Annotated in this window: 9 protein-coding genes; 6 read left to right on the plus strand and 3 right to left on the minus strand. The window is 69.3% G+C overall.

Annotated features, from left to right (window positions below; genetic code table 11):
- Positions 1-55: 55 nt before the first annotated feature.
- The 3 genes from AB0I35_RS09270 to AB0I35_RS09280 all read left to right on the plus strand — a co-directional run bounded on the left by AB0I35_RS09270 (position 56) and on the right by AB0I35_RS09280 (position 3,172).
- Positions 56-1,999, plus strand: a complete 1,944-nt coding sequence (locus tag AB0I35_RS09270; protein ID WP_357395291.1) for a hypothetical protein — start codon at positions 56-58, stop codon at positions 1,997-1,999.
- Entirely contained in the window at positions 1,996-2,790 is a 795-nt protein-coding gene (locus tag AB0I35_RS09275; protein WP_357395292.1) for an ESX secretion-associated protein EspG, read from the plus strand. The genes AB0I35_RS09270 and AB0I35_RS09275 overlap by 4 nt, the downstream gene beginning before the upstream one ends.
- Positions 2,791-2,851: 61 nt before the next feature.
- On the plus strand, positions 2,852-3,172 hold the full coding sequence (locus AB0I35_RS09280; protein WP_357395293.1) for a hypothetical protein: 321 nt from the start codon (positions 2,852-2,854) through the stop codon (positions 3,170-3,172).
- An 18-nt stretch (positions 3,173-3,190) separates the two neighbouring features.
- On the opposite strand, the gene AB0I35_RS09285 is transcribed toward AB0I35_RS09280, so the two are convergent.
- The 3 genes from AB0I35_RS09285 to AB0I35_RS09295 are packed head-to-tail and all read right to left on the minus strand — an operon-like array spanning position 3,191 to position 4,525.
- Positions 3,191-3,643 carry a hypothetical protein gene (locus AB0I35_RS09285; RefSeq protein ID WP_357395294.1) on the minus strand — a complete coding sequence of 151 codons (453 nt, stop codon included), beginning with the start codon at positions 3,641-3,643 and terminating at the stop codon, positions 3,191-3,193.
- Positions 3,640-4,131: a DUF6301 family protein gene (locus AB0I35_RS09290; RefSeq protein ID WP_357395296.1), complete on the minus strand. Its 492-nt coding sequence runs from the start codon at positions 4,129-4,131 to the stop codon at positions 3,640-3,642. Before AB0I35_RS09290 ends, AB0I35_RS09285 begins: the two co-directional genes overlap by 4 nt.
- A gap of 10 nt (positions 4,132-4,141) precedes the next feature.
- Positions 4,142-4,525, minus strand: a complete 384-nt coding sequence (locus AB0I35_RS09295; RefSeq protein WP_357395297.1) for a hypothetical protein — start codon at positions 4,523-4,525, stop codon at positions 4,142-4,144.
- A 353-nt stretch (positions 4,526-4,878) separates the two neighbouring features.
- Between AB0I35_RS09295 and AB0I35_RS09300 the strand changes: the two genes are divergently transcribed.
- The 3 genes from AB0I35_RS09300 to AB0I35_RS09310 are packed head-to-tail and all read left to right on the plus strand — an operon-like array spanning position 4,879 to position 25,747.
- The gene (locus AB0I35_RS09300) at positions 4,879-23,790 is read left to right on the plus strand and encodes a hypothetical protein (RefSeq protein ID WP_357395299.1); all 18,912 of its coding nucleotides are present in this window, start codon (positions 4,879-4,881) and stop codon (positions 23,788-23,790) included.
- Positions 23,783-24,532: a hypothetical protein gene (locus tag AB0I35_RS09305; protein ID WP_357395300.1), complete on the plus strand. Its 750-nt coding sequence runs from the start codon at positions 23,783-23,785 to the stop codon at positions 24,530-24,532. The genes AB0I35_RS09300 and AB0I35_RS09305 overlap by 8 nt, the downstream gene beginning before the upstream one ends.
- A gap of 15 nt (positions 24,533-24,547) precedes the next feature.
- Complete coding sequence (locus AB0I35_RS09310; protein ID WP_357395302.1) at positions 24,548-25,747, plus strand: hypothetical protein; 1,200 nt, start codon at positions 24,548-24,550, stop codon at positions 25,745-25,747.
- Positions 25,748-25,771: the final 24 nt, after the last annotated feature.

Genomic DNA, 25,771 nt, shown 5'->3' on the forward strand with positions numbered 1-25,771 from the left:
GTTCCGGCCGAGTGGGATGTCCCGCGTCGGCGTTGGGTGCATCGAGGAGCTGGGCGTGGGAGAGAAGACTCCGTGGGATGGGGCCGCGGGCAAGGCGAGCATCCGGATCGAAACCGGTGCCGCGTTGCAGGCTGCCAATGCCTGCCGCGATGTCGTCGCCGTGCTGAAGGGATGCCAGGAGCTGCTGAAGCCCGGCGCTCTCAACAATTACAGCGTGGATGCCCTCGGCGGCGATCAGGTGCACGCGGGGCCGCTGCGCACCAAGTTCATCGACGAGACCCGGCAGGCCTACGACTCGGTCGACCGTTTCATCGATTCGCTGCACGACATGGGCGACATGTTCAAGGCGGCGGGCGAGACCTACACCGGCAACGATTCGCTCTCGGCCAGTGAGCTCGCGGCGCTGAAGGACAAGAAGACCGAGCTGGGTCAGGTGTCCACCTCACCGCCCGCGGTGAACATGAAAGACCTCGCCGCCAAGGCACCGCGCTACCTGCCGCCGGACTACCAGACTCCGGGCGGCAACTACACGGTGCACGACGACGACATCGACGTGGCCAAGAAGCCGAGCTCCAACCCGCCGCTGGCCCAGGCCGAGGGCGCCGACGTCTTCAAGTTCCACGCGCGCGAGCCCGCGAGCATGTCGTGGACCGATCTGCAGGACCTCGGCAGGCGGATCCAGTGGTCCCAGGTCGCGGCCGAGGTGCCGACCTGGAAAGTGCTCGCCGACCAGGTGGACAAGGTGGGCACGACGTTCCAGACCGCGGTGCGCACGATCACCACGACCAACTGGGAGAGCAAGGGCGGTGAGGCCGCGTTCACCGCGGTGCAGGATTTCGTTCGGTCTCTCGGGTCGTTGCGTGACGGCTTCCTGATGATGCACTCGGCGGTGCAATACACCGCCGACTTCCTGCACGCGACCGCGGCGTCGATGCCGCCGCCCGCCGACGGCGAAACCTGTGACGACGTCGGTGAGATTCAAGCGCTGTATCGCAAGCACTATTACGACGGTTTCGAAGCGGTGCAGGGCATGTTCCCCGTGGCCGCGCAGCCCGCGGCGCCGAAGGGGGAGCTCGGTCCGCCGCCACCACAGCCGGAGAAGAAAGACCCGGACAAGAACGGGGAGAACAACGGCGCCGGAAACAACGGTGCCGGAAATAATGGCGCCGGAAATAATGGCGCCGGAAATAATGGCGCCGGAAACAACGGTGGTGGCAACAATTCCGGCGGGAACAACGGTGCCGGAAACAGCGGAGCAGGCAACAGTGGCGCGGGGAATCAGAGCGCCGCCGAACAACAACAGCGCCAGGCGCTCGACGCTCTGAAAGAGCAACGCGCTGAGTTGCTCGGCCAACAGAACGGGCAGGGCGCGCAGGGGCAGGACCGCTCCGGTAACCAGAACGGCACCAACAAGAACACTGGTGCGGGTGGATCGGGTTCGGGCAGCTCCGGTTCGACCACGGGGGCGACGGGCGGCAGCTCGGACATGTCCTCGATGATCTCGGCGATCTCCGGGATCGTCTCCTCGATGACGCAAGCGTTGCCGTCGCTGGTCCAGGCGCTGTCAAGCATCGATCTGACCTCCACCACGCCGGATCTGACCCAGTTGACGCAGGCGCTGACACAGGTGCCCGATATTCGCGCGGCGATCTCGGACTCGCCCGAATTCGCGGCGCTGATGTCCCAGAATCCGGAATTGGCCGACGCCGCGCGCGCGATCGGGCTGACGATCGACCCCGCGGTTGCCGTCGCGACTCCGGCGGCCGGGCTCGACTCGACGGAACCGGCGACCGAGTCAGCACGCGCCGCCGAGGCTTTCCCGCGTGCGTCGCTGCCCGATTTCAGCAACCTCGGCTCACTCACCGACGTCATCACGCCCATCGTGGCCGCGAGTTCGGAAATCGTCGCGCCCGCGGTTGCCGACATCGTCGAGGAGGCTGTCATCACCGCCGAGGGAAATGCTGACCTCGAGCACGCCTCAGCGGAGCACCGGTCATGACGCGGACCTGGGAATTCACTGACACCGAGTTCTATATGCTGTGGCAGCGCCTGATTCGCGGGTCGATGCCGCGCCCGCTCACTTTTGTCACCGAAATCGAGGATTCCAACGAATTCGAGCAGCGCAAACACGAAGCGTGGCAGCGATTGTCGGAGAGGCTGGACGGCGAACTGCACACGGCGATCGATGTGCTCGCGCGGCCGCAGGTGTACGTGCGTTTGCGCGGGTGGAACGACCGTGCGTCGCAGGACCCGAAGTACATGATCAAGGCGCGTGCGGCACGGGCGGGAGCGCGCGGCTACCTGGTGTACCAGAAGCCGGGGATCACCTCGTGGCACAGTTCGGGCTACACCCTGGTCGAGTGTGGCCCGCACGGGCTGACCGAGGCGATTCTCGAGCGCATGCCCGCGGTGGACGCGGGCAAGTCGGGGATCATCCCGTTGGTCGGTGCGCAGAGCGGACAGTCCGAGTCCGAGTCGCGCTCGTCGCTGATCTTCGAGGAGGCCGACACCGGGCTCGCCACCCGCAGCGCCGCCTTCTTCGAGACCGAGGCCGAACGGACCGGGCTGATCGAAATCCTGCAGAACCAGTCGATGTTCGGATCCCGAGGCATGGAGCGCGACATCCTGCTGTGGCGTGACCTGCCCGACGACGGTCGCTATGTGATCGAACTGCCACGCGAGAACCCCAGCGCCACACCGATGACCCGCGCCGACCTCGCCGTCGAGATCGACCGCTCGATCGACCGCCTGATGGCACGGGTGGAGTCGCACTGGGAGGCCAGCGCCTAACTGTTGCACACGCGCATCGGCTGTGGTGTGCTCGAACCAGCCTCGTGAAGGGACCGAAGCGATGGGTAAATTCGAATACGACGCGGACAATTTCCGTGCCGCCGCCAACAAATCACGCGGTGTCCGCGATCAGGTCACCGATATCCTCACCACCCTCAACAGTTCCCTCAATGCCCGCGGAAACGTGTGGGGCAGCGACAAACTCGGCGACGGCTTCTACAACGGCCCGGGCGGCGACGACGGTTACGGCTCCTCCCGCACCAACGTCACCACGAACGTCGAAACCCTGGCCACCTCGATGAACGACTTCGCCGACGGCCAGACCGAGAGCGCGGCCTACATCGACAAGATGGAACAGGGCAACCGGGACGGGCTGAAGTAACCGCGGCCCTGCTCGCCGTCAGGGCATCGGTTGGCGGGGGAGCGCGAGGGCCGGCAGGGTGAGGGGCAGGCGGGTGGGGGTCTCCAGCCAGGCGTCGTAGGCGAGTTCGGTGGGGTTGGTGATGCCGTAGCCGTCGCGCAGGCCGACGACGGTGAGTTCGGCGGCGCGGCGACAATTCGCCCCGGTGATCGGTGCGGGAAAGTCGACCCACCACAGGTGTCCGTTGTCGACGTCGGGGTGATGCCACCCACCCTCGGTGAGCGCCTGGTATCCGGCGGGGCCCGGCCGTCGATCAGGGTCGAGGTACTTGTCGCCGATCAACTGAACCGACAGCACTTCGGCGTCACGGGCGAACTGCACGAATCGGCGGACGCGGGCCGGTTCGGGTTCGAACACGATCACCCGCGCGCCAAGGGGAAGTTCGCCCAGCTCGGCGGTCAGATGTTCGGCGAAGCTCGGCCAGTCGTTCACAGCCGACCCTGCTGGGAGAGTCGGCCGGCTTCGTCGAAGAGATCGAGCCAGTCGTTGGATGCCAGCGTCAAGGTGAGGGAACGGTCGAGCTCTTCGAGGATCAATGTCGAATCGATACCGCTCCAACGCGTTTGGCGAGGGTCATCGGTGATCTCCGCGCTCGGGGCGCCGAGGTCGGCGGCCAGGCGGGCGGTCATCGCGGTGTAGGCCTGTTGGACCAGCGCGCGGGTTTCGCTCGTGTCGGGGCCGATCGTGCTGAGGCCGACCTGGATGCGCTCGACCTCGCCGTCGTCGGCGAAGACCTTGCCGCTGGCCAGGCCGAATCCCGTGTCGAGCATGGCCCAGTCCTCGTCGGTGGAGACCACGTCCCAACCGAATCGCTCGGCGATGGCGGGTATCTCGTCGAGCTGCCAGGACCAGTCGAGCGTGCGCAGCCGGCTGCTCAGGTCGGCGACCTCGTCGGGGGTCCGGGTTCGGAAGTCCGTCAACTGTTTCTCCTCAGAAGTAGGACAGGAATGCCGCGTCGAAGTCGGGGTCGCGGGTGTCGAATTGCTGGGGGACGTAGTCGAAGGAGCGCACGCGCTCGATGAATTCGGCGGGCAGGACCAGGGGCTGTTCGGCGAGGTATTTCAGGGAGTCCTCGCGCCAGATCCACACGCCGTCGGAGTAGAGTGACGGACCACCCTCGATGTCGACGCCGTCGGTGAACAGGTCGGGCGCTTCGCCCATGACGTCGAAGACAGCGCGGACCTCGCGCATGTAGTTCAGGATCTGCTCGCGGTCGTCCTCCACGGTGCCGGTGGGCGCGTCGTGCACCGAGGGCAGCTCGTCGTGGGTGCCCTCGTACATCTCGCGATACATCGCCACCGGCTTCAATTCCATTGCGTGCGTCCGTTCTCGATGTCATGAGGTCTGTATGCCGCTCGGCGTGGGCCGGTCGGTCGCGCCTGCGCTCGGGCGAGCCGTCGATCTCGATCCTTCGCCCGCTCTGCTGGGTCGTCAAGTTCGACGGGGCGGGACGGCAGGCAGACGGCCCACGTTCACTCGATCGTCACCGAAGGTTTGCAGATCCCTGTCAGTGTTGTTGCGGAGGCGAACGAGTTGTGGTGTGCTCGAAGGGCGGCACAGCTGGAGGGATGAGGGGCGATGGCAGCGTTCACGGACTCGAGCTGGTGACGTAGCCTCCTATGATCGATCTGCCTTCCGAGCTGCATTGGCTCTCGATTCTTGCCGGCATGGAATGGCCAGAGGGCAATGAAGACGAGATGTGGGCCATGGCCGAGGACTGGCGCGTGGCCGCCGATGCCCTGCGTGGCCTCGTCGACGATATCGATGCCGCGAAAGCCGCTGCGTACAAGGCGTATCCGTTCGGCGAGGGCGTCGACGACATGCTCCGCGACTTCGAGGGGATGGCGCGCGGCGATCAGTCGGTGACCAAACTGGCCGAATTGTTCGATGTTCTGGCCGGTTCGGTGTATCAGACCGGTACCGAGATCGAATACACCAAGATCATGTTTCTGTCGTCGCTCGGCCTGCTGGCGCTGGAAATCGCCGCGGCATGGCTGTTTCCGCCGACGGCCCCCGCGGTGCAGGCGGCTGCGATCGGCGTCACGCGCGTGGTGGCGCGCGGCATCTTCGGCCGGGTCCTCGCCGCGATTCTGCGCCACGCCACCAAAGCGGCCCTGACGCGAGCCGTGAAATTCCTCGGTCAGCACGTGGCCATCGATACGGTCCTCGGCACCCTGCAGGAACTGGGCGCGCAGCAGTGGCAGGTCGATCAGGGGCACCGCAAGGAAGTCGACTGGAACCAGGTGAAGGCGGCGGCGGTGAGTTCGGCCGCGGGTGGTCTCGCTGCCGGTCCGTTCGCCAATTTCCTTGGCAAGCGGCTCGGCGACCAGATGTCGCCGTTCCTCAAGGGCGCGATCACGGGGACCGGTGCGGGCCTGGCCGGTGCCGGTGGCGGCATGCTCGGCCAGTTCGGCTACGACGGTTTCACGCAGGGCTGGGACAAGGCCTGGGACAACCTGAAGACCGCGGCGAGCGATCCGCTCATGTGGAGTGCCGGCGCCACCAACGGTGGTCTGTCCGGCCTGAACAAGGCGGGCGCCAACGCCGCGTGGAACAGTATGAAGCCGGGTCTGTTCGAGCGCCCGAGCTTCAGCTCGCAGGTCCGCGACGCCATGGGCCCCGGCTACGACCTCGGCAACTTCGGGCTCGACAACAACACCGCCGGTGGTGACGGCTCGACCAACCGTCCCGGCGCGGACGGCGAGAACCGGGCAGGCGGCGAGGACGGCGCGACCGGTGCCGGTGCGGACGGCGCGCGCGGGGGCGCCGGTGACGACACCATGGGCGGCGAAGGCGACGGCGCGGGCGAGAGGCGGGCCGGAGCGGGCGACGACAGCCAGTCCATGCGTCCGGCCGGCGGTGTCACTCCCGAGGCGCCCGCCACGACAGATACCACTGCGGGACAGGCGAACCAGCAGTCGAGCAACGACGGGCAGGGCGCCACAGACGGGGGCGGCGGCGCGGTCGGGCGGCAGGAGGCCAAGCCGGAGGTCCAGGCCAACGATGCCCAGGTCGGGGACGGTGGGCGTCAGGACGGTGGGGCGCGGGCCGGTGGGGAAAGCCCGGCAGCACAGGCAGATTCCGGGAGCGACACCTCACGGGCCGGGGAGGCGGACGCGCCGGTCGGCGAGGGTGTGACCGACGGGACCCGTACCGACGCGCAGTCCGGCGGGCAACCTGTCAACCAGGTCAACGACACTCAGACGGCAAACCGGGACACCCCGGTGCAGACGGGTGCGGCGCCGGTGGGTGGGATCGCCGCTGCGGGGCCGACGGCCACAGGCACACCGACACCAGGTGCGACCGGTCAGGCGCCGGTCGCAGGTCAGGCCACGCCGGGGCAGTCGGCTGCGACGCCTGCCCAATCCTCTTCCGCGCCAGTGCAATCCGCGCCGAGTCAGCAGTCGGCTCCCAATCAGCAGGCGACGCCCAATCAGCAGTCGTCGCAGGGTGCTCAGCCCTCCGCGCGTCCTGGCTCGCCGGAGGTGCGGGCCGGATCGCCCGACGGGATGCAGGCCGGACCCGAGAGCCGTTCCGGCACACCGGAGGTTCGGGGCGACGGTGCCGAAGCGCCGCGCTCCGCCGAAGCGCCGCGCTCCGCCGACACGCAGAACGATGGCGACGCACGTCCGGATGGGGAAATCCGTGCTGGCGCAAGCGAACAACGCGGCGGGCCCGGACTGGCCGAGACCCCGCTGCACGGTCTACACGCCGCTCCCGGGGAGTCGCCGCCGGTCCGGTCCGAAGCCGAGGTCGCCGCCGAGCCGGTTCGTGTCGACGACGCCGAGGCGCGTGACCCGCTTGCCGACGCCGCGGCGATCCTGCCCATCGTCGGCGTCGATCCTGGGGCAGGTCCGGCGCGACCAGATTCTGATGCGCGGACCGCGCGTCCCAGCACCCACGACACCTCCACACGGGACCGCGCCGACGGCGACGACCGCAGGCAGCCGCAGCGCGACGACAGCGAGCCCGTGTACGACACCCGGCTGCCCAACGGTCAGGGTGTCGTCCACCACCCCACGGGCACCGCGATCGGCGAGGACGCGCGCACCCATCGCGTCGCCGCGAACGTGCGCAACGACGGCGCTCACGACGTGGTCGTGCACGGGCGCCGCGACGGCTCGGTGACACCGAGCAACGGCAGCCCGGTCCACCCGCAGGACATCGTCGATGCGATCCGGAGCAACCCGAACTATGTGCCGGGCACACCGATTCGGCTGCTGTCCTGCCACGCGGGCAATGCCGACGGCTGGGCGCAGTACATCGCCGACCAACTGGGTGTGGATGTCACCGCGCCCACCGACCGTGTCGGTGTGCGGCGCGAACCCGATTCCGAACCGGTGATCGATCGCGGCGGCGTGTGGCGAACGTTCAGCCCGGAAACGGCGACCCAGCCCGCCGACACCAACTCGCCGCGACCGGACATCGACCCCGCGGACCCGTCGGATCGCGACGACCTCGACAGTGAGTCGCCACGGGATCGCGAGCTCGTCGACTTCATGAGCGACCAAGACCCGCCGACGCGCCCGGCCGCGATGTCGTTCCTCGAGCCAGAAAACGGGACCGACCACGCGCCGTTCAGCCGCGCGCCCGGCGTGGACGCGCATCTGCTCGGCGTGCTGGACATGAGCGATCCGCTGGTACAGACCACGGGGGAGCCGCCCCGGATCACCCATGTCGGCGGGGAACCGATCGACGAGTTCTCCCACCGGCTCAGCGCCGAACGTGGTGACGCGTTCGTGGCCGCCGCGAGACCGGATGCGGCCCTCGTCGCCGAATTCGAACAGCGCAAGGCCCAGCAGAAGGCACTGGAAACTCAGCGTTCCGAGACTGGGCGGGGGGTTCGTGAGGCCATCAAGGCGCTCAAGGATGCCGAGAACGCCCATGCCCGCGGCGAGGGCACCGAGGAACTGGTGACCCGCGCCCGTGACGACGTCGCGGCCGCCAAGGAAGCAGCCGCACGGGCCAAGGCCGACCTCGACGCCTTCCTCGCCGCCGACGCCGCCGAGACCGCGGCGGGCGATTCACCTGCCGCGCGCCTGGCGAAGGCCGAAGCCGACGTGCTGTCGGCGAACCGGCGCGGCCACGTCACCTCCATCACCATCGACCGGTTGACCGGTCGGGTGTACGAGGCCGCCAACGGCACCGCCGAACAACGCATCCACCCCTCGAAGCTGCATCCGACCTTGCGCGACAACGTTTCTCGGTACCAGGATCCCGAAGACGTCTACCACAACGGCGGCAAGCCTCCCCATTTCCCGCACCACGACAACCCGCTCGGACACGCCGAGGTGCGCGGCACCGATGCCGCCCTGCACGACCGGGAACTGCTCAACCGGCAGCGCGACCCCGCCGACCACCTCCCCACAGACTTCGACGGCCTGGCATCGATCCTCAACTCGCCCTATGTTCCGAGTCGTGGTGCTGAGGCGCCCTGCTGCGCCAATTGCACACGGGTGGTGCAAGGCACCGAGAGCACCGCAGGCCATATTATCGACGAAGGCCAGCCCCGGGTGGATCCGCTGCGTCACGCGGATCTGGAACAGGCGGCCCGCGAGGGCAATCCGATCTCGCCCCGGCTCGTGTCGCCCGAAAAGCCCGAGACCGACTTCATGGGCGACGACGATCCCGACAGTTCGTCGCCCGATACCAGCCCGCCCCGAGCGGCCGGCCTACAACAGCGGCCGGACGGCACCCTGTTCCGGCCGGGCGACCGCCCGGACAGCTACCGCGATTCCGACGGCACCTGGCATCACCGCGACGACCCACCGGACACGTTCCGCGACAAGCTTTTCCGGCTGCAGAACGTCACCGGCGGCTTCTATCGGGGCGATGCCGACCCACTCGCCGGTAGCGACTACAAGTACCGGGCGATCAAGGGCGACACCGAGCCCTACACGATGCAGGATCCCGATCGCGCCGCCGAGCTGCGCGACCTCGTTGCCCAGCGCGACGACGTGGAGATCAAGCGCGGAAAGCAACAGGTCAAACTCGACCGGCTGATGGCCGAGTTCGGCCTCACCGACCGCAACGACCTCGCCCCGAAGAAGGTCGCGAAAAAGATCGAAGCTTTGACCGCCGAGATCGAGAACGACCCAGCGTTGTCGGAGCCGGACAAGCAGGCCAAGGCCGCGAAGCTGATGGCGCTCCAGTCCACCGCGAGCAAGTACTTCTCGCTCGGCGTGAAGTTGGGCGGCCTGTCCAAACTACTCGGTGAGCTCGCCGGACTCGACTACGCGTTGAACCGTCCCGGTGCGATCCAGCTCACCTTCGACGACGCCTTCGACGGGGCAAATGTCGTCGACATCGCCGTGATCGTGCCCCCGGCGCGTCCGGGCGACCCGCCCACCCTGCTCGTGGTCGAGGCGAAGGGCGCAGGCGCCACCCTCGAGGGTTCGAAAATCGCGGATGCGCAGCAGGGTTCGCCCGAGTACCTGCGGCGCACGCTGGCGATGGACCAGAACCTGCGCTACCTTCTCAACGAGACGCCCGCGCAGATGCTGCAGCGTCGGCTCGATCCCGACAGCGCCGAGGGCAAGGCCCTGCGCAAAGCCGTTGCCCAGCTGATCGCCGCCCGCGAGGACGGCACGTTGCGGACAGAATACAAGCTGGTGCACGCCTCGGACAAAGGCAAGGTGCGGGTCACCGAGCTGCACCTCGTCCGCGACGGCGTCGACGTCTTGGCCGGCGTCCCGTTGCCCGTCGATCCCGCCACGCTCGATCGCCTCGCCGCCGACGACACGATCGACTACATGGACACCGAGGGCGACGACCGCCGTGACCGCACCGAATTCGCCGACGCGGAACCGCCGCGGCGCGAAGTGCGGGTCGAGCTGGGCGACAACGGTGAAGTCGTCGCGCTGCACATCCAGCTGGCCGATGGGCAGTGGGTCCTCGCCCGTGACGACGGTGTGGAGAGCGCGCAGCACGCGCCCGCGAGTCGGGACGCCGATGCTCGCGAGATCGACAACCGCAACGCACTGCGGAAGCTGATCGACGACCTCAATGCCGGGTATGTCGGGCTGAACCTGAAGTACCCGTCCGGATCGAATCTCGACCACCGAGGCCAGACCGCCATTCGAGACGGTGTGACCGGTGGCGCGCAGCTGATCTCCGATCCGCCGCCCGCGCCCGCGCAACCCGCGCCGCCGCCCGGCGACACACCGGTGATGAGCGCGCCGCCGCCCGGCCCCGGTGATCCCGCGTTGAACGTAGCCCGGATCGGGCGCGAAGGGCTCACCTGGTACCACAATCGCGAGCACATTCCGATTCTCGGTCCGGTGTTCGGACGTCAGGCCGATGTGGCGGGCGAGTACCGGCCGGTGTACTTCCCGGACGGCACCGAATACCGGCCGTGGATCAGCGACGCCGACCCGAACGCGGTGCGCGAGACCGTTGTCGACGAGCTCCGGGCGAACCGGATGGAGCCCGACGAGGTTCGCGACATCCTGAAGGAACTGTTCGACAACGCGCGCGACCCGCAGTTGCGTCAGGACCTGGTCGACGACCTGGAATTCAACGGGCTCATCGACACCGACGAGGCGCGGGCGATGGAGGACGCGCCGATCCCGCCCGTCGATTCGACGCCTGAGCAGCCGGGTCCGCCGCCGGAGGGCGAAACGCTCACCGAGATGGCCGAGCGGCTCGGCATCGACCTCGACGGCGACAGTCCCCAGGATCTGCGTCGCGCGATCGACCGACAGAGCCACCGCCTGCTGCGCGAAATCGGTGCGATCGAGGGTCTGGCCGACGCGGCACGGCGCGCCGAGGAGGAGCAGACCCGCCCGTACCGGCGCGCGGATCATCCCGCCGACCCGGCACCCGCCGCCGACGATCGGACCTTGCGCGGACAGGACCGGCCGCGCGAGCCCGGGTCGGACGAAACACCGGACGACGCCGCCTATTACGACGACGAAGTGAGCGGTGCCGAGCCGCGGCGCAGCCACTGGGGTGACACCAGCACGCCGCGGCCGGTTCCGTTCTCGCGGGAAGTCAGTTTCCTCGACAAGGACCCACTCGGCCGGTTCCTGCGCGATCTGATCGTCGCCTTCGAAGGCGTCACCGCGCTGCGTGATTACGACCGGGTCGGCAACGGCGCGGACCGGCTGCCCGAATGGGCCAGCTTCTCCGACGACCGGGAGCCGGGCCGCGATGAGGCGCGGGCTCGTGAATTCTTCGAACACGCGCTGCGCCGCGACCAGTTGCGTGACGAATTGTCCGGCTGGGCAGCGATGTTCGGCCTCGACCTGAATGACCTGACCGGTGACCGGCGCGAGCCGACGTTCGACGCACTTCGCGACGCGGCGCGTCAGCGGGCGCAGAACCTGGCCGACTTCATCGCCGCCGCGCAACCGATCCTGCAGGGTGACGGCACCCAACCGCTCGGCCGTTCCTACGGCGACCAGGTCGCGCGTGTGCCCGATGCCGATGGCGGACCGGACCGGTTGCTCGTCGTCGACGGGCCGCTCGACCGCGAACAGGCGCTGGCCCGTGCCCTGCGGGACAATCCGGAACTGGCCGTCGACCTGGACAACGGCAGGCTGCGACCGGACTTCCGGGCGGTACACAGCGATGGCGCGGACCGGCGGTTCCTCGACCCGGTGACCACCCCCGAGGTGCAACACATTCGGCGTACCGTGGACGGCGCCGAGCTACAGGTGACGATGATGCGCGGCGAGGACGGTCAGTGGCGGCCGGTCCAGGCCGCGCCCGAACCGCCGCCGACACCACGCGACCGCGCAGACATGGTGCGCGAGATCGTCGATCTGGCACGGGATCTCGGACTCGGCCCGGCCGCCCTGCACCCGGACGCTATCGACGCGACCATCCGCGCGCTGCACTTGGACAACGCGGTGCGCGCCGGGCAGACCGAGGCACTGTCCGACTACGCCCGCACGATGGCCGACATCGAGACCTTCCATCTGATCGGTGACGCGCGTGGCCAGTTGGCCACGCGGCTCGGCATCGCGAGCGGGGACCTCACGCCCAGGCGCATCGCCGAGGCGCTGGTCGATCCGAAGCAGCGGCGCGGCACACGCCAGCAGCAGTTCGAGGACCTACTCGACGGGCAGCAGCGCGATCCGAGCAAGACCGCCGGGTACTCCCAACAGCTGCGCAATGTCGACGAGGCCGCGGTCGAGGCGGCGCAGGAAGCACTGATCAAGGCACTGAGCCCGCGGAATCCGGAGGCGCTTCGCCCGAAGGTGAGCAAGACCGACCCGGTGACGGGCCGGTCGAAGGTCGGCCCGGCCGACAGCGGTATCGACCCGGCCAAGTTGCGTAAGCTCGTCACGCGGCTCAACCGGCTCGGCGCCGGCGACTACGTGCGAGGCGCGCTGGCCGCCTACGCCGATGCACTGATGCGCATCGACCCGTACACCGATCACCCCGCGGGGACCGCGGCTCGCGATCCCCGCACCACCGGGGACCCGCACATCTACGACGGCGAGGCGATCCACGGCCTGCGTGATGTCGTCGGTGCCGCCGAGCCGGGCGCGAGCCCGGTCGACTTCGCCGCGCGGGTCGCCGACAACGTCGCCCGCTCCTACGGCTCCGATGATCCGGTCGATCCGAATGATCCACGACCGCAGCCGAATCAGGACTGGGCCCGCCTGGTCGGAGTGGATGTCTCCACCGCCGACGACGCGAAGTTCGTCGAGATCTACGAGGCATACCGCGACGGCAAGATCGAAAAGCACGAGGGCCTGAGCCCGGAGAAACTGGCGGCCGAGATCGCCGCCATCCGCGAGGAGATCCACCTCAGAACCGAACGGATCGAGCAGCTGAAGGCGCTCACCGACGAGTTCTACCGGCCGGTGGCCGACCTTCCAGCCGGTGATGGCACCGCGGCCAGGGAACACCCGGGTCCGCGGCCCGACGAGCTGCCCGCAGGGCGACGCGGTCTGCCCGCCGGGTCCGAGAGCGCAGAGCCGAGCGGTGATCCGCGACCGGGTCGGCCCGATGCCGGAGTACCACCCGAACGCGGCACCGACCTCGACGATCGAGCCGACGCCGAGCTCGACCAAACCCTGCGCAAGCTCGACGAGGTCGCCGACGAGCTGGCGCAACCATTGCCCTCGCTGGACGATCTGGTGGGGCCGGGGGAGCCGGTCGATCCGTCGGCGATGCTCGACGCCGCCGTCGAACGCCAGAACAAACTGCACGACCAGGCCGACGAACGCCGTGCCGCACAGGCCGAGGTCGCGCTCGACGACACACTGCGTGAACTCGACGGCGTCGGCGCGGATCTGGCGGCGTTGGAGTCGTACCTGCGCGCCCAACGGGAATTCGACGCCGCCCAGGCCGAGATCGCCGCCCGGTTCGAGGAACTGGCCGCCCGGGATGCGCAGGCCGCCGCCGAGCGCGGCGACGAATCGGCGGACGCCCTCGCCGTACGCGCCGCCGACCTGGCCGCACTCGAGTCCTTCCTCGCCGCACAGCAGCAGTTCGACGCGTTGCGCGGCGAGTTGGCCGGGGCCACCGGGGTCCGGCCGGAGGACTTGGCCGCCGAGACCCTCGCCGACGCCCAGGCCCTCGAGTCATATCTGCGCGCCCAGCAGCAATTCGATGCCGCTCGTGCGGAAATGGCGGCTCGGTTCGCCGCCGCGGTGGAACGTCAGCCGACGAGGGAGCCCGTCGGAGCGGACGGGGACGATCCGACCACGTCCGACGGCATCGATCCGAGTCGCGACCTTTCCGATGGGGCAACCGACCGGGGCGACGACTCCGATCGCGGATCTGCCGACCAGGATCGGCCCGACGACGACACCGGTGAGCCACCGGCGGCGAGCACCGATCCCGGCGGCCCGCCGTCCAAGCCGCCGTCACGGCCGCCGACGGCGCCCAGCCCGGAACCCGAAGAGCCGTCGAAGAATTCGTCGCCGTTCGGCTTCGAGATGCCGAAGCCGCCCGCCGAATCGGCCGTGCCCGGCGAGGCGGTCCAGGATCAGTCTTTCAGCGACCGTGCCGACGCCGACACCGTGCCCGAACGTGCATACCAACGCCGGGATCTCCTCAACGACGTCCACCAGTTCTTGCAGGAACTGCGTGACCTGCCGCCCTCGGTCCATGCCGACGCGCCACCGCTCACCCCGGAACAGGCCGAGCAGATCCGCATCCTCGCCGACGCCCTCGGTCTCGGTGACGCGCTCACCGGTCAGCGCGATCCGCTCGGTGCGCTCGCCGAGATCGCCGACATGGCGCGGGCCCGCGGATTCCTCGACAGCGCCCTGGATCCCGACGCCGAACTCGGCAAACCCATGCGGTATCCCGACGACTACGAACCGCTCGACGTCGACGAGTTGCAGGACGGTCTCGACCACTGGCGAGTCGAGGGCGACCCTCAGGCGCGGGCCGAGATCGCCGAGGAACTGCGACTGTCCGGGCTCGACGGCGCCGCACGCCCCTCGCTCGGTACAGAACCGGAGCCGAATCCACAGGCCACGCCGTTGCATCCGTCCTCGATACTGCCGCCGGAGGACGGTGCGCGCCGACCGGGAAGTCCGCGGATAGAGCCCGCGCAGCAGGCGATGGACCGCCTGGCCGCCAGGTTCGGCGTGGATCTCGGCGATCCGGGCGCTCTCGATGCCGCGCGGTATCGCCAGCTGCTGCGCGCGGGCGCCGTCGAGGCGTTCGCCGCCGCGGTCCGGCATGCCGAAGCCGCCACCGACCCGCAACAGCGGACGCTGCGCGAGGCCGTCGCCCGGCGCTGGGCAGCCCGGCTCGGACTGCCCGCCGACCCCGGTCTCGTCCGCGCCGCCGACGACATCAACCGGTTGCGTGCGGGGGTGACACGCGATGCCGGCGACATGGCGCACCTGTATCAGATGGTGCGTAATCAGCTCGACGACCGCGTGCTTTCGTTGGACGTGGACGGCGACAAGATGTTGGTGCGGCTGGTGGCCGACGGACCCGACGCCTGGCATCTCGAGCCGCTCGCACGCGTCGAACCGAAGCCGTTCCGCCCGGCCGCCGACAACCCGGTCGAGGTGGCGCCGAAGAAGAACTGGCTGCGCAGACTCTGGGATCGTGTCGTCAATCGTGGCTACTACGGCCAGAACCCGAAGTACCCGTCGGGTTCGAGTATCGATGGTGCCGGTCAGTCGATGCTCGGCCACAGTGCCGGGCTGCCACTCACCACGGTGAAGGATTCGACGCCCAACGCGCCCGGTGGTGAGTACGACCAGCTGCAGATCAAGTTCAACCCGGCGCGCATCCTCAAAGAGGGTGTGCTCATGTGGCAGAACCGCGAATTGGTGCCGATTCTCAAGCATCTGTCCTCGCGGATCGCCGATCAGGCCGGTGAGTTCCTGCCGCTGCGCAATCTCGACGGCACCGAGTACAAGCCGTGGATCTCCGACGCCGATCCGGAGCTGCGGCGCCAGATCGAACAGGACCTGCGCGATGCCGGACTGGAGCATCTGCTCGAGCCGGAGAGCCTGACACCGCAGGAACTGGCCGCACGGGACACGAGGGAAGTCCCGGAGCCCGGTGACCCGGTCCGGATTTCGAGCGAGGGCGAAGAGGCGCCGGCCGTCGCCGAGCCCTTGCCGCCGTGGTTGGCGGACGTGGTCGACGCGGTGAACGGACGTCTCTCCGACGCGACTGTGCTCGAGGCGCTGGCACACGAACTCGGGGTGCGGCTCACCGATTACAGCGAAGAAGGGCTGCGCGAGGCGCTCGCCGAAGCCGAGTACCGGCTGTTGCGGCGCGACGGTGTGATCCAGGCGCTGGAAGCGGCATCGCGGTTCTTCAATGCCGAGAACGCCGAAATCCCGTTCCGGCCTGCCAACTTCCACAGCAAGGATCCACTGGGCGCCTACCTGAAGGAAGTCGTCGCCGCCAAGGGCGACAAGTTCAGCTTCGACATGCTGAACTGGCGTGGGGTGAACAACGGCGGCGAGCTGCCGACGCTCTGGGCCGATCTCGCCGACGACGGCAACGATCCGACGGTGCTTGCCGAGGACGCGCGCAAGATCTTCGACGACGCGCTGCGCCGGGCCGGCCTGCGTGATGAGCGGTCGACCTGGGCGCATCTGGCGGGCGCCGATCTCGACGCGCTGGTCCACAACCTCGACGCCGAGATCGCCCGGCTGCGTGGGCGACTCGACGACAACATCGGCGTGCTCGGCGAATTCGCCCAGCGAGTGGCCGATTTCAATTCCAGCGACAGCGGTGACCGACTCGTCGTCGACACCGAGAACGGCACGATCGCGATCGTCGACACGGGGGCCGGGCACGAAGCCGCCCTGGCGCGGGCGCTCGCCGAAGCCGACGCGGACTTCATTGACCGCCTCAACCGCGGCGAGGTCGACATCGAGATCCGGATGATCGGAATAGACGCGAACGGCCGCGTCCATCTGCTCGAGGTCGACGCGCCCGAGGTGCGGCATCTGCGGACCGAGGTCGGTGGCCGCACGGTGGACGCGACAATGGTGCGCGACCAAGACGGGCCCTGGCGCGTTGTCGAACTGCCGCCCCAGGCGATCGTGCCCGACACCGGCCTGTCCGTCGCGCCCGAAGACACGAATCATCCTGTACTGCAACCACGTTCGCTGTCCGAGGTCAGAGCAGACATCGCCGAGGTGGCAGGCCGGCTCGGCATCGAGGATCCGTCGAACCTGACCGCCGATCAGCTCGACAAACTGCTCGCCGACCAGGAACGGGCCAATCGGGTGCGGGCCAGGCAGGTCGAGGGTCTGGTCGACTACGCGCGAAGCGCCGACGCGATAGACAACTTCAACGCGCTGCACAATGTGCGCAGTGCGCTGGCGCTGCGGTTCGGAGTCACCCCGGAGGCGCTCACGCCGGAAGTGATCGCCGCCGGGTTGGCCGATCCCGCGACCCGGGTGGAACTGCATCGTCAGCGGTCGACCAACCTCACCGAGTACACGAAGCTGCTGCGCGCGCTCAACCCGTCCGCCGTCGACGCCGCGCGCGACGCGCTCGCCCCACATCTCGGGTTGCCCCGTGGCGGGCTGCCGCTGGACGCGGAGGCGTTGGCCGAGGCGCTGTCGAACCGGGCGGCGCGCGGTGAACTCGACGACCTCATCGGGCCGCTCACCGACTACGTGCGAACGCTCGCCGAGATCGACCCGTACGCCGACGATCTGGTGTACAACCCCGAAGCCGACCCGCGCGCGCGGGGCGACGATCCGCCCGTGCATCCACGCGATGCCCTCGACTTCCTGCGTGAGGTGGGCGCCGACGACCTCACGAACCGGTCGCCGCTGCCGCCCGCGCCCACCGATGCCGTCCCTGGGCCGAGCCGCGACCATGCCCGACTGCTCGGCGTCGACCTGACCGATGCCGACGACGCTCGCATCGCCCAGGTCTACGAGTGGTTCCGCGACGGCCGCATCGATAAACACGAGCGCCTCACCCTCGAACAGCTCGCACAGGTGCACGAGGAGATCCGCGACGAGATCCGCCGGCGGTCCGCCGACCTCACCCGGCTACACGCACTGCTGAACGAGCCGTTCGCGACCGACCCCGACCTGGGCGCCGCCGACCGCCCCGCCCTGGAGGGTCCGGGGGACGGCACGCCGGACTCGCGCCGCGCCGACGGTGCTCCCGATCCGCGTGGCGACGACGATCCGGGTGAGCCGCCCGCGCCCCGGCCGGCACGGGGCGGCCCGCCGTCGAAGCCGCCCGCCCATCCCCCGACCGCGCTGAGCCCGGAACCCGAAGAGCCGTCGCGGAATTCGTCACCACTCGACCAGGGGATCCCACGGCAACCGGCCGAACTGGCGGTGCCCGCCGATGCCGACCCGGCTGATTCGCGTGACGACCTCGACCCGCCGAACCGGACCGAGCAGCGCGGCGCCCTCATCGACGATGTGCGTCGGTTCCTGCGCGATCTCCGGGATCTGCCACCCTCGGCGCACGCGGACGCGCCCGCACTGACTCCACAGCAGGCCGAGCAGGTGCGCAGGCTGGCGGACGCACTCGGTCTCGGTGACGCGCTCACCGACCAGCGCGATCCGTTGGGTGCGCTCGCCGAGATCGCCGACATGGCTCGGGCGCGCGGATTTCTCGACAGCGCACTGGATCCCGATGCCGAACTCGGGGCGCCGATGCGTTACCCGGACGACTACGAGCCGCTGAATCTGGATCAGCTGCAGGACGGTCTCGACCAGTGGCGGGTCGAGGGCGACCCGGAGGCTCGCGCCGAGATCGCCGAGGACCTGCGCCAGGCAGGCATGGAAGACGGCTCGCGGCAAGCACTCGACACCGATCCGGAGCCGAACCCGGCCGCCGAGCCCCTTCACCCGTCCGCGGTCCTGCCGCCGCACGACAGCACGCACCAGCCGGGTGGTCCGCGGATGGAATCCGCGCAGCAGGCGTTGGATCGGCTGGCAGCACGTTTCGGGGTCGACCTCACCGATCCGGGTTCGCTCGACGCCGCACGCTACCGGCAGCTGTTGCGTGCCGGCGCGGTGGAGGCCTTCGCCTCGGCTGTGCGTCACGCCGAGTCGGCGACCGACCCGCAGCAGCGTGCGATGCGCGAAGCCGTCGCACGTCGCTGGGCGGTGCGGCTGGGACTGGGTGGTGACCCGGGCCTGGTACGCGCCGCCGACGACATCGCCCGCCTGCGCGCCTCGGTGACCCGGGACGCGACCGACCTGGCGCACCTGGACCGACTGGCGCGCACCGACCTCGACGACCGGATGCTCTCCGTCGATGTCGACGGCGACCAGACGCTGGTCCGCCGGGTCGAGGACGGGCCCGACGCCTGGCATCTGGAACCCGTGGCGCGCCCGGAGCCGACGCCGACGACGCCGACGACCGAGAAGACCGTCGAGGTGCCGCCGAAGAAGAACTGGCTGCGCCGACTCTGGGATCGGATAGCCAACCGCGGCTTCTACGGTGAGAACCCGAAATATCCCTCCGGCTCGAGCCTCGACGGTGCGGGCCAGTCGATGCTCGGCCACAGCGCGGGCATGCCGCTCACCACCGTCAAGGACGCGACGCCCCACGCGCCCGGCGGCGAGTACGACCAGTTGCAGATCAAGTTCAATCCGGTGCGAATCCTCAAAGAGGGCATCGAGATGTGGCGCAGGCGTGAACTGGTGCCGATCCTCAAGCACCTGTCCTCGCGCATCGCCGACCAAGCGGGTGAGTTCCTTCCGCTGCGCAACATGGACGGCAGCGAGTACAAGCCGTGGATCTCCGACGCCGACCCCGAGCTGCGCCGCCAGATCGAACAGGAACTGCGTGAGGCGGGGTTGGCGCACCTGCTCGAGCCGGAGAGCTTGACACCGGCGGAACTGGCCGCGCGAGAGCCGAAGGCAGTCTCCGACTCGGCAGCGCCGCGACAACTCACGGACACGACCGAGCAGACACCCGAGGTCGCCGAGCAGGTGCCACCGTGGTTGCGCGAGGTGGTCGACGCGGTGAACCAGCGCATCACCGACGCCACCGTTCTCGACGCGCTCGCCCGTGAACTGGGCGTGCGGATCACCGACTTCAGCGAGGACGGTCTGCGTAAGGCGCTGGCCGAAGCCGAATACCGGTTGCTGCGTCGAGACGGCGTCATCCAGGCGCTGGAAGCGGCCGCGCGTTTCTTCAACGCCGAGAACGCGGATATTCCGTTCCGCACCGCCAACTTCTTCAGCAAGGATCCGCTCGGCGCCTATCTGAAGGAAGTCGTCGCGGCCAGGGGCGACGAATTCAGCTTCGACATGCTGAACTGGCGCGGGGTGAACAACGGTGGCGAATGGGTCGATATCTGGCCCGATCTGAGCGATGACGGTGGCTCCCAGACCGTCCACGCCGACGACGCTCGCAAGATCTTCGACGACGCGCTGCGCCGTGCGGGGCTGCGTGACGAGCGCTCCACCTGGGCGCATCTGGCCGGGGCCGACCTCGAGACGCTGGTCCGGAACCTGGATGGCGAGATCGCGCGGTTGCGTGGTCAGCTCGACGGCAATGTCGGCACGCTGGACGAATTGCGCCGACGGGTCGCGGATTTCGCCGACAGTGATGCCGGTGACCGGTTGGCGATCGATACCGACAACGGCACGATCGCGATCGTCGATACCGGTGCCGGGCACGAGCCCGCGTTGGCCCGCGCGCTGGCCGAGGCCGACGCGGATTTCATCGATCGGCTCAACCGCAGTGAGGTCGAGATCCAGATCCGGATCGTCGGAGTCGACGATGGAGGACGCGTGCGTGTCGTGGAGGTGGACGCCCCTGAGGTGCGGCACCTGCGCGGTGTGTCGGACGGTCGAACCGTCGACGCGACCATGGTGCGCCAGGGTGCCGGGCCGTGGCGGATGATCGAGACTCCGCCCCGGTACGCGGCGCCGGACACGAACCTGCCCGCAGTCTCCGACCACGTGAACCGGTCTGTGCCACAGCCCCGTTCGCTTGCCGAGGTGCGCGCCGAGCTCGCCGAGGTGGCGCAGCGGCTCGGTATCGACGATCCGTCGAACCTGTCGGCGGAGCGGCTGAACACGCTGCTCGCCGAGCTGGATCGGGCCAACCACGTGCGGGCCAGACAGCTCGAGGCGGCCGTCGACTACGCGCTCACCGTCGACGCCGTCGACAACTTCAACGCCTTGCACACCGTGCGCAGCGCGCTGGCGCTGCGGTTCGGCGTCGCCCCGGACGACCTCAGCCCGCAACTCGTCGCCGACCGGCTCGCCGATACCGGCACCCGGGTGGAGTTGCACCGTCAGCGGGCCCAGGACCTCACCGACTACGCGAAGCTGCTGCGTGCGCTCGACCCATCCGCTGTCGACGCCGCGCGCGACGCGTTCGCTCCCCATCTCGGGCTGCCGCGCGGTGACCTGCCGCTGGACGCCGCTGACTTGGCCGAGGCGGTGTCCAACCGTGCGGCCCGCGGTGATCTCGACGATCTCACCGGCCCGCTCGCCGACTATGTACGAGCACTCGCCGCGACCGACCCGTATGCCGAGAACCTGGTCTACAACCCCGACGCCGACCCACGCGCTGTCGGCGACGATCCGCCGGTTCACGATCGCGACGCCCTGGACTTCCTGCGAGAAGTAGGTGCCGACGACCTCACCGACCGAACGCCGCTGCCCCCCGCACCCGCCGATGCCGTCCCCGGCCCGAGTCGCGACCACGCGCGTCTGCTCGGCGCCGACCTGACCGATGCCGAGGACGAGAAGGTCGCGACGGTCTACGAGTGGTTCCGTGACGGCCGCATCGACAAACACGAGCGTCTCACCCTGGACAAGCTGGCTCAGGTCCACGAGCAGATCCGTGACGAGATCCGCCGCAGAGCCGCCGATCTCGCCCGTCTCCGTGCCCTGCTGGACGAACCGTTCATGACGGATCCTGAGCTCGGTGGAGCCGAAAGGTCTGAACTGGGCGCGCCATCCGACGGTGTGCCCGGCGACGGATCGCCGGACCACGGCGGGCCCTCGAAGTCGGCGCCTGCCGTGCCAGGAACACCGGCGCGCCCGGCGTTGCCGGGCGACCCGAAGCTCCACGGCGACAACGACACTGCGCGTAGCGACCGTCCCGAGGAGCTGCCCCCGGTCGAGAACCGAGCCGAACCCGAGCCCCGGCCATCTACCGAGCCGGATGCCGCTGCTGCCGACGACGGTCCAGCCGACCCGCCGATCCTCGCCGCGGTGATCGACCCGGGCGATCCCGGTATTCCGAAGGATCCGGATCGCATTCAGGGCCGACGTCAGGCGGCGGTGCCCGATGCCGATGCCGATGCCGATGGCGTCGGTTCGTCGGAGCCGAAGTCGTCGGTGGACTCGCCGATGGTCGCGGAGCACGGTGACGGATCGCATCGCCGCCCGTCCGCTGAAACGAATGAGTCTGTTGCCAAGGGTGATTCGGCACTACCCCCGGTTCTCGGGCCGGTCACAGATCCTGGTGATCCAGGTATCGCGAAGGATTCGCAATCCGGCGCCGAGGCTCGTCCTCCGGCGGGCGATTCGGCAGAGAATTCGGATCCCGGTGACGGTTCGCGCCGTCGCCCGCCTGTCGCTCCGGAATCCGGGGACCCGGACGTAGGTTTCGATCCAGATGGTCAGGTCCCGCCGCGGGATCCGGAAGGGGATCGCTCGGGGGTGCTCCGGGAGTTGCCGGGCTCGGCATATCGGTCGCACATTCCGCATCCGCCGCACGAGTACGAGGTGGAGCTCGAGGTGCCGCTGTTCGACGCTGTCGAATGGCCCGTGCCCCCATTGGAATCGACGCCCGAGCCGCCAGATCCTCCGCGTCCGCCGGAGCCTCCCCGGCCGCCGCTGCCCCCGAAACCGCCGTGCCCGCCCGCCCAGCCGGATCCGCCGTGCCCGCCGGACCTGCCCGAACCCCCACGACCGCCGCAACCTCCGGTCCCACCGCAGCCACCTGTGCCGCCGGAACCGCCGGTACCCCCAGCACCTCCGGTACCGCCCGTACCTCCTGTTCCGCCGCAGCCGCCGGAACTGCCGGACCCGCCCCAGTCGCCGGAACCGCCGGAGTTCCCGGTGCCACCGCAGCTGCCTGTGCCACCGCAGCTGCCCGTGCCGCCGGAGTTCCCGGTGCCGCCGGTGCCTCCGCAACTGCCGGTGCCGAATGCGCCGACCGTGCCGTCATGGCCAGTGCCGCCTACGCCACCGAGTGGTGGTCCCAGCGTCCCACCACTGCCACCGTGGGTAGACCAACCACCGGGCGCGGGTATGCCGATCCCGCCGGGGAATGGTCAGCCGTACCCGCCTGGCAATGCTCAGCCGAACTTGCCCGGCGATGGTCAGCCGTTCCCGCCGGGGAGCGGCCGGCCGTTCCCGCCGGGAAATGCTCAGCCCTACCCGCTCGGTGACGGTCAGCCTTACCCGCCTGGCGATGTTCGCCCGAACCTGCCCGGCGATGGGCAACCCCTTCCACCGGGGCACGGACGGCTGTACCCACCGGGCCAGACGTACGCGCCCGGGAACGGCAACCCCTACTACCAGCCGGGTTACGGGCAGCCGTTCATTCCGGGCAGCGATCAGTCGTATGCGCCGGGGAACGGGCAGTCCTACGCGCCGGGTAACGGCGGTGCGCAGCAGGCGGGCAACGGCGGTGCGCAGCAGGCTGGCCACGGTTATCCGTCGGGTGCCCCGATGTACCCGCCACCGGTGCTGTCGCCCGGCGGTGGGCAGCAGGGGCAGCGCAGGCCGTATCGACCGGCGTACCAGCCGCCGACCGAGCAGGTGGTGCTGTTGGTTCGCCCGTACGCCAGTGGCGTGCCCGCCGAGTTCGATCCCCGCACGGGGTCGTTGCGTCCCGCCCCGCCGGGACAGCTCGGCGCCGACGGCCTGTACGCCGATCTCGGTGGCGTGCGGGTGGTCTTCTACCGGCTCGACGAGCGGTTGATGGTCCAGGTGGGTACCGAAGCGATCGAGCTCAGCGGCGCCGCGCGGGTGGGCTGGGAACGGTCACCGCAGCGGGTGACGCGGTTCACCGTCGCCGTGAACGGCAGGCCGATGGGTGAGCTGATCTATCCCGCGGTGCCACCGGAGCTGGACCTGGGTCTGCTGATCCGTAACGTGGTTGCCGATCCGGCAGACCGGATGACAATCTTCAGCGACCGAGCGCGACCGATCGGAGAGGTTTCCCCAGGTGAGTGACGACCCGATCGAATGGAACGATCCGGATGTGCGGGTCGACCCGGCGACCGGCCGGTTGTCCTACCGCGGCGAGCCCTACAGCGGGGCCGTGACCCACACCCGTCCCGACGGCACCTGGCGTGAGTACTGGAGCTACGACGACGGCGACCGCGACGGCGACTGGTCGGGCTGGTACCCCGACGGGACCATGCGCTACAACGGCGAGTTCTACCGCAACCGTCCCGTCGGCACCTGGCAGGAGTGGTACCCCGACGGTTCCCGCCGCCTCGAAGACGTCTACGACATCGACGGCATGCTGCTCACCCACTCGGTGTGGGACGAGGCGGGCGAGCTGATCGAGTTCGCCGACGAGCGCACCCGCAAGGGCGTCAGCGCCGACGCGGTCTCCGCCGACGACCCCGAATTGCGGTGGGACGACGAGGAAAACCGCATGTACTACCGCGGTGAGCCGTTCACCGGTCAGGAGTTCCGCCGCCCGGCGCCCAGTGCCCCCATCACCGAATTGTCCACCTACACCGACGGATACCGTGACGGGCCGACCCGAGCCTGGTACCTCGACGGCACGCCGCGCTTGCGCGGCGAGTACGCCGACCGGCACGAAGTCGGCACCTGGACCACCTGGTTCCCCAACGGGAACATCGAGCAAGAGACGGTCTTCGCCCCCGACGGCGCCCTGCTCACCCGCACAGAGTGGGACGAGTCCGGCGCCGTGAGCGCGCGGTACGGCGAGAACCGGGACTAGACGAAGGAGTGCGTAGTGGCTGACGAACCGGCCGGTGAACCCGATCTCGGATTCACCCTCACCAGGGTGGTCGCCGAGGACGACGGGGCATCGGATCAGGCCGCCGCACTAAGTCATCGCATCGCGAAAACGGTTGCGGCCCTTGGTCCGTCGGGTTGGTCGAAGGTCGAGGCGTCGTTCGCGATGACCGCGGCGGCCGAGGTGTCGATGATCGTCTTCCACGACGAGCAGGAACGCTTCGCCCGTGTGTTCCCGAGCCCGGAACTGCTCGACCTGCTCCGCGAACACCGTCACGTGTCCGCCTCGATGGGTGACGGCCCGTGGTGGCGCTATCTGCTCACGCTGTCCGCGGCGGGCCGGATGGATGTCGACTACGACTACGGCGACGAACCGTTTCCGGACGACCAACTCTTCCCACCGACGGTGTACCGCACCGACATCGAGATCTATCCGCGCGACCACCTGCCGGCCTGGTTGGCCGCCTACATCGGCCACGACGATCGGCAGGTGCGCGGTCCGGTGGCCGCCGCCGAACAAGCGCGCGCGGACGTCGCGGCGGGGCGGACCGCGGTCGGCTCGGCACCGGATGTGGAGTTCCCCGCGCTGGAGCCGATGGCGCGCCGGTGGGCGCTGATCGCCGCCGCGTTCGTCGCGGTCGGGTCCAAATGGGGTCCGCGCGTGACCCCCGCGTTCCACGTGTTCGAGGGCTCGAAGTTCAGCGGCTCCACCCTGTGCCTGCTCCCCGGCGACCGCGCGGTGCTCTCCGGTGGGGTATGGAACGCGCCGGAACTCGACGCCGTCTACAACAAGAACCAGCCGATGCCCGACTTCTACCGGGGCGCACCCGACTGGGTCGCCGCTCCGGTGATCAACCGTCGCGCGGAGAACGGCCTGCTCACCTTCTGCTACTGGTGGGAGGGCGGCCGCTGGTACCGCGGCGCCTCGCCGGGCGCCGACACGCTCGCCCCGGCCGTGCCGGGCATGTGGGACACAAGGACTGTCGTCGACGTGCTCACCGGACTGCTCGGCGAGCGGGCCTCGCAGGCTCAGAAGGAGGCCGTCCTCGGTCTGGTGGAGTCGGCCGAGCGAGCCGCCGTCGCCAGGGAGACCTTCACCCGCGTCTTCCCCGCGGACGCCTATCACGTGGACGCCGCCTGGTTCGAGCTGAACCTCGGCGGTCTGTGCGGCACCCACACCGTCGGCCTTGCGGGCTGACGTGCTGTTGCGAGCGTGGGGTGG

The organism is Nocardia sp. NPDC050378 (assembly GCF_040655675.1).
Lineage (GTDB): Bacteria > Actinomycetota > Actinomycetes > Mycobacteriales > Mycobacteriaceae > Nocardia > Nocardia coubleae.

Excerpts from the sequence above, each read along its gene's own strand:
- AB0I35_RS09275 (WP_357395292.1), top strand. The coding sequence starts at position 1,996 with ATGACGCGGACCTGGGAATTCACTGACACCGAGTTCTATATGCTGTGG.
- AB0I35_RS09280 (WP_357395293.1), top strand. The coding sequence starts at position 2,852 with ATGGGTAAATTCGAATACGACGCGGACAATTTCCGTGCCGCCGCCAAC.
- AB0I35_RS09295 (WP_357395297.1), bottom strand. The coding sequence starts at position 4,525 with ATGGAATTGAAGCCGGTGGCGATGTATCGCGAGATGTACGAGGGCACC.
- AB0I35_RS09300 (WP_357395299.1), top strand. The coding sequence starts at position 4,879 with ATGGAATGGCCAGAGGGCAATGAAGACGAGATGTGGGCCATGGCCGAG.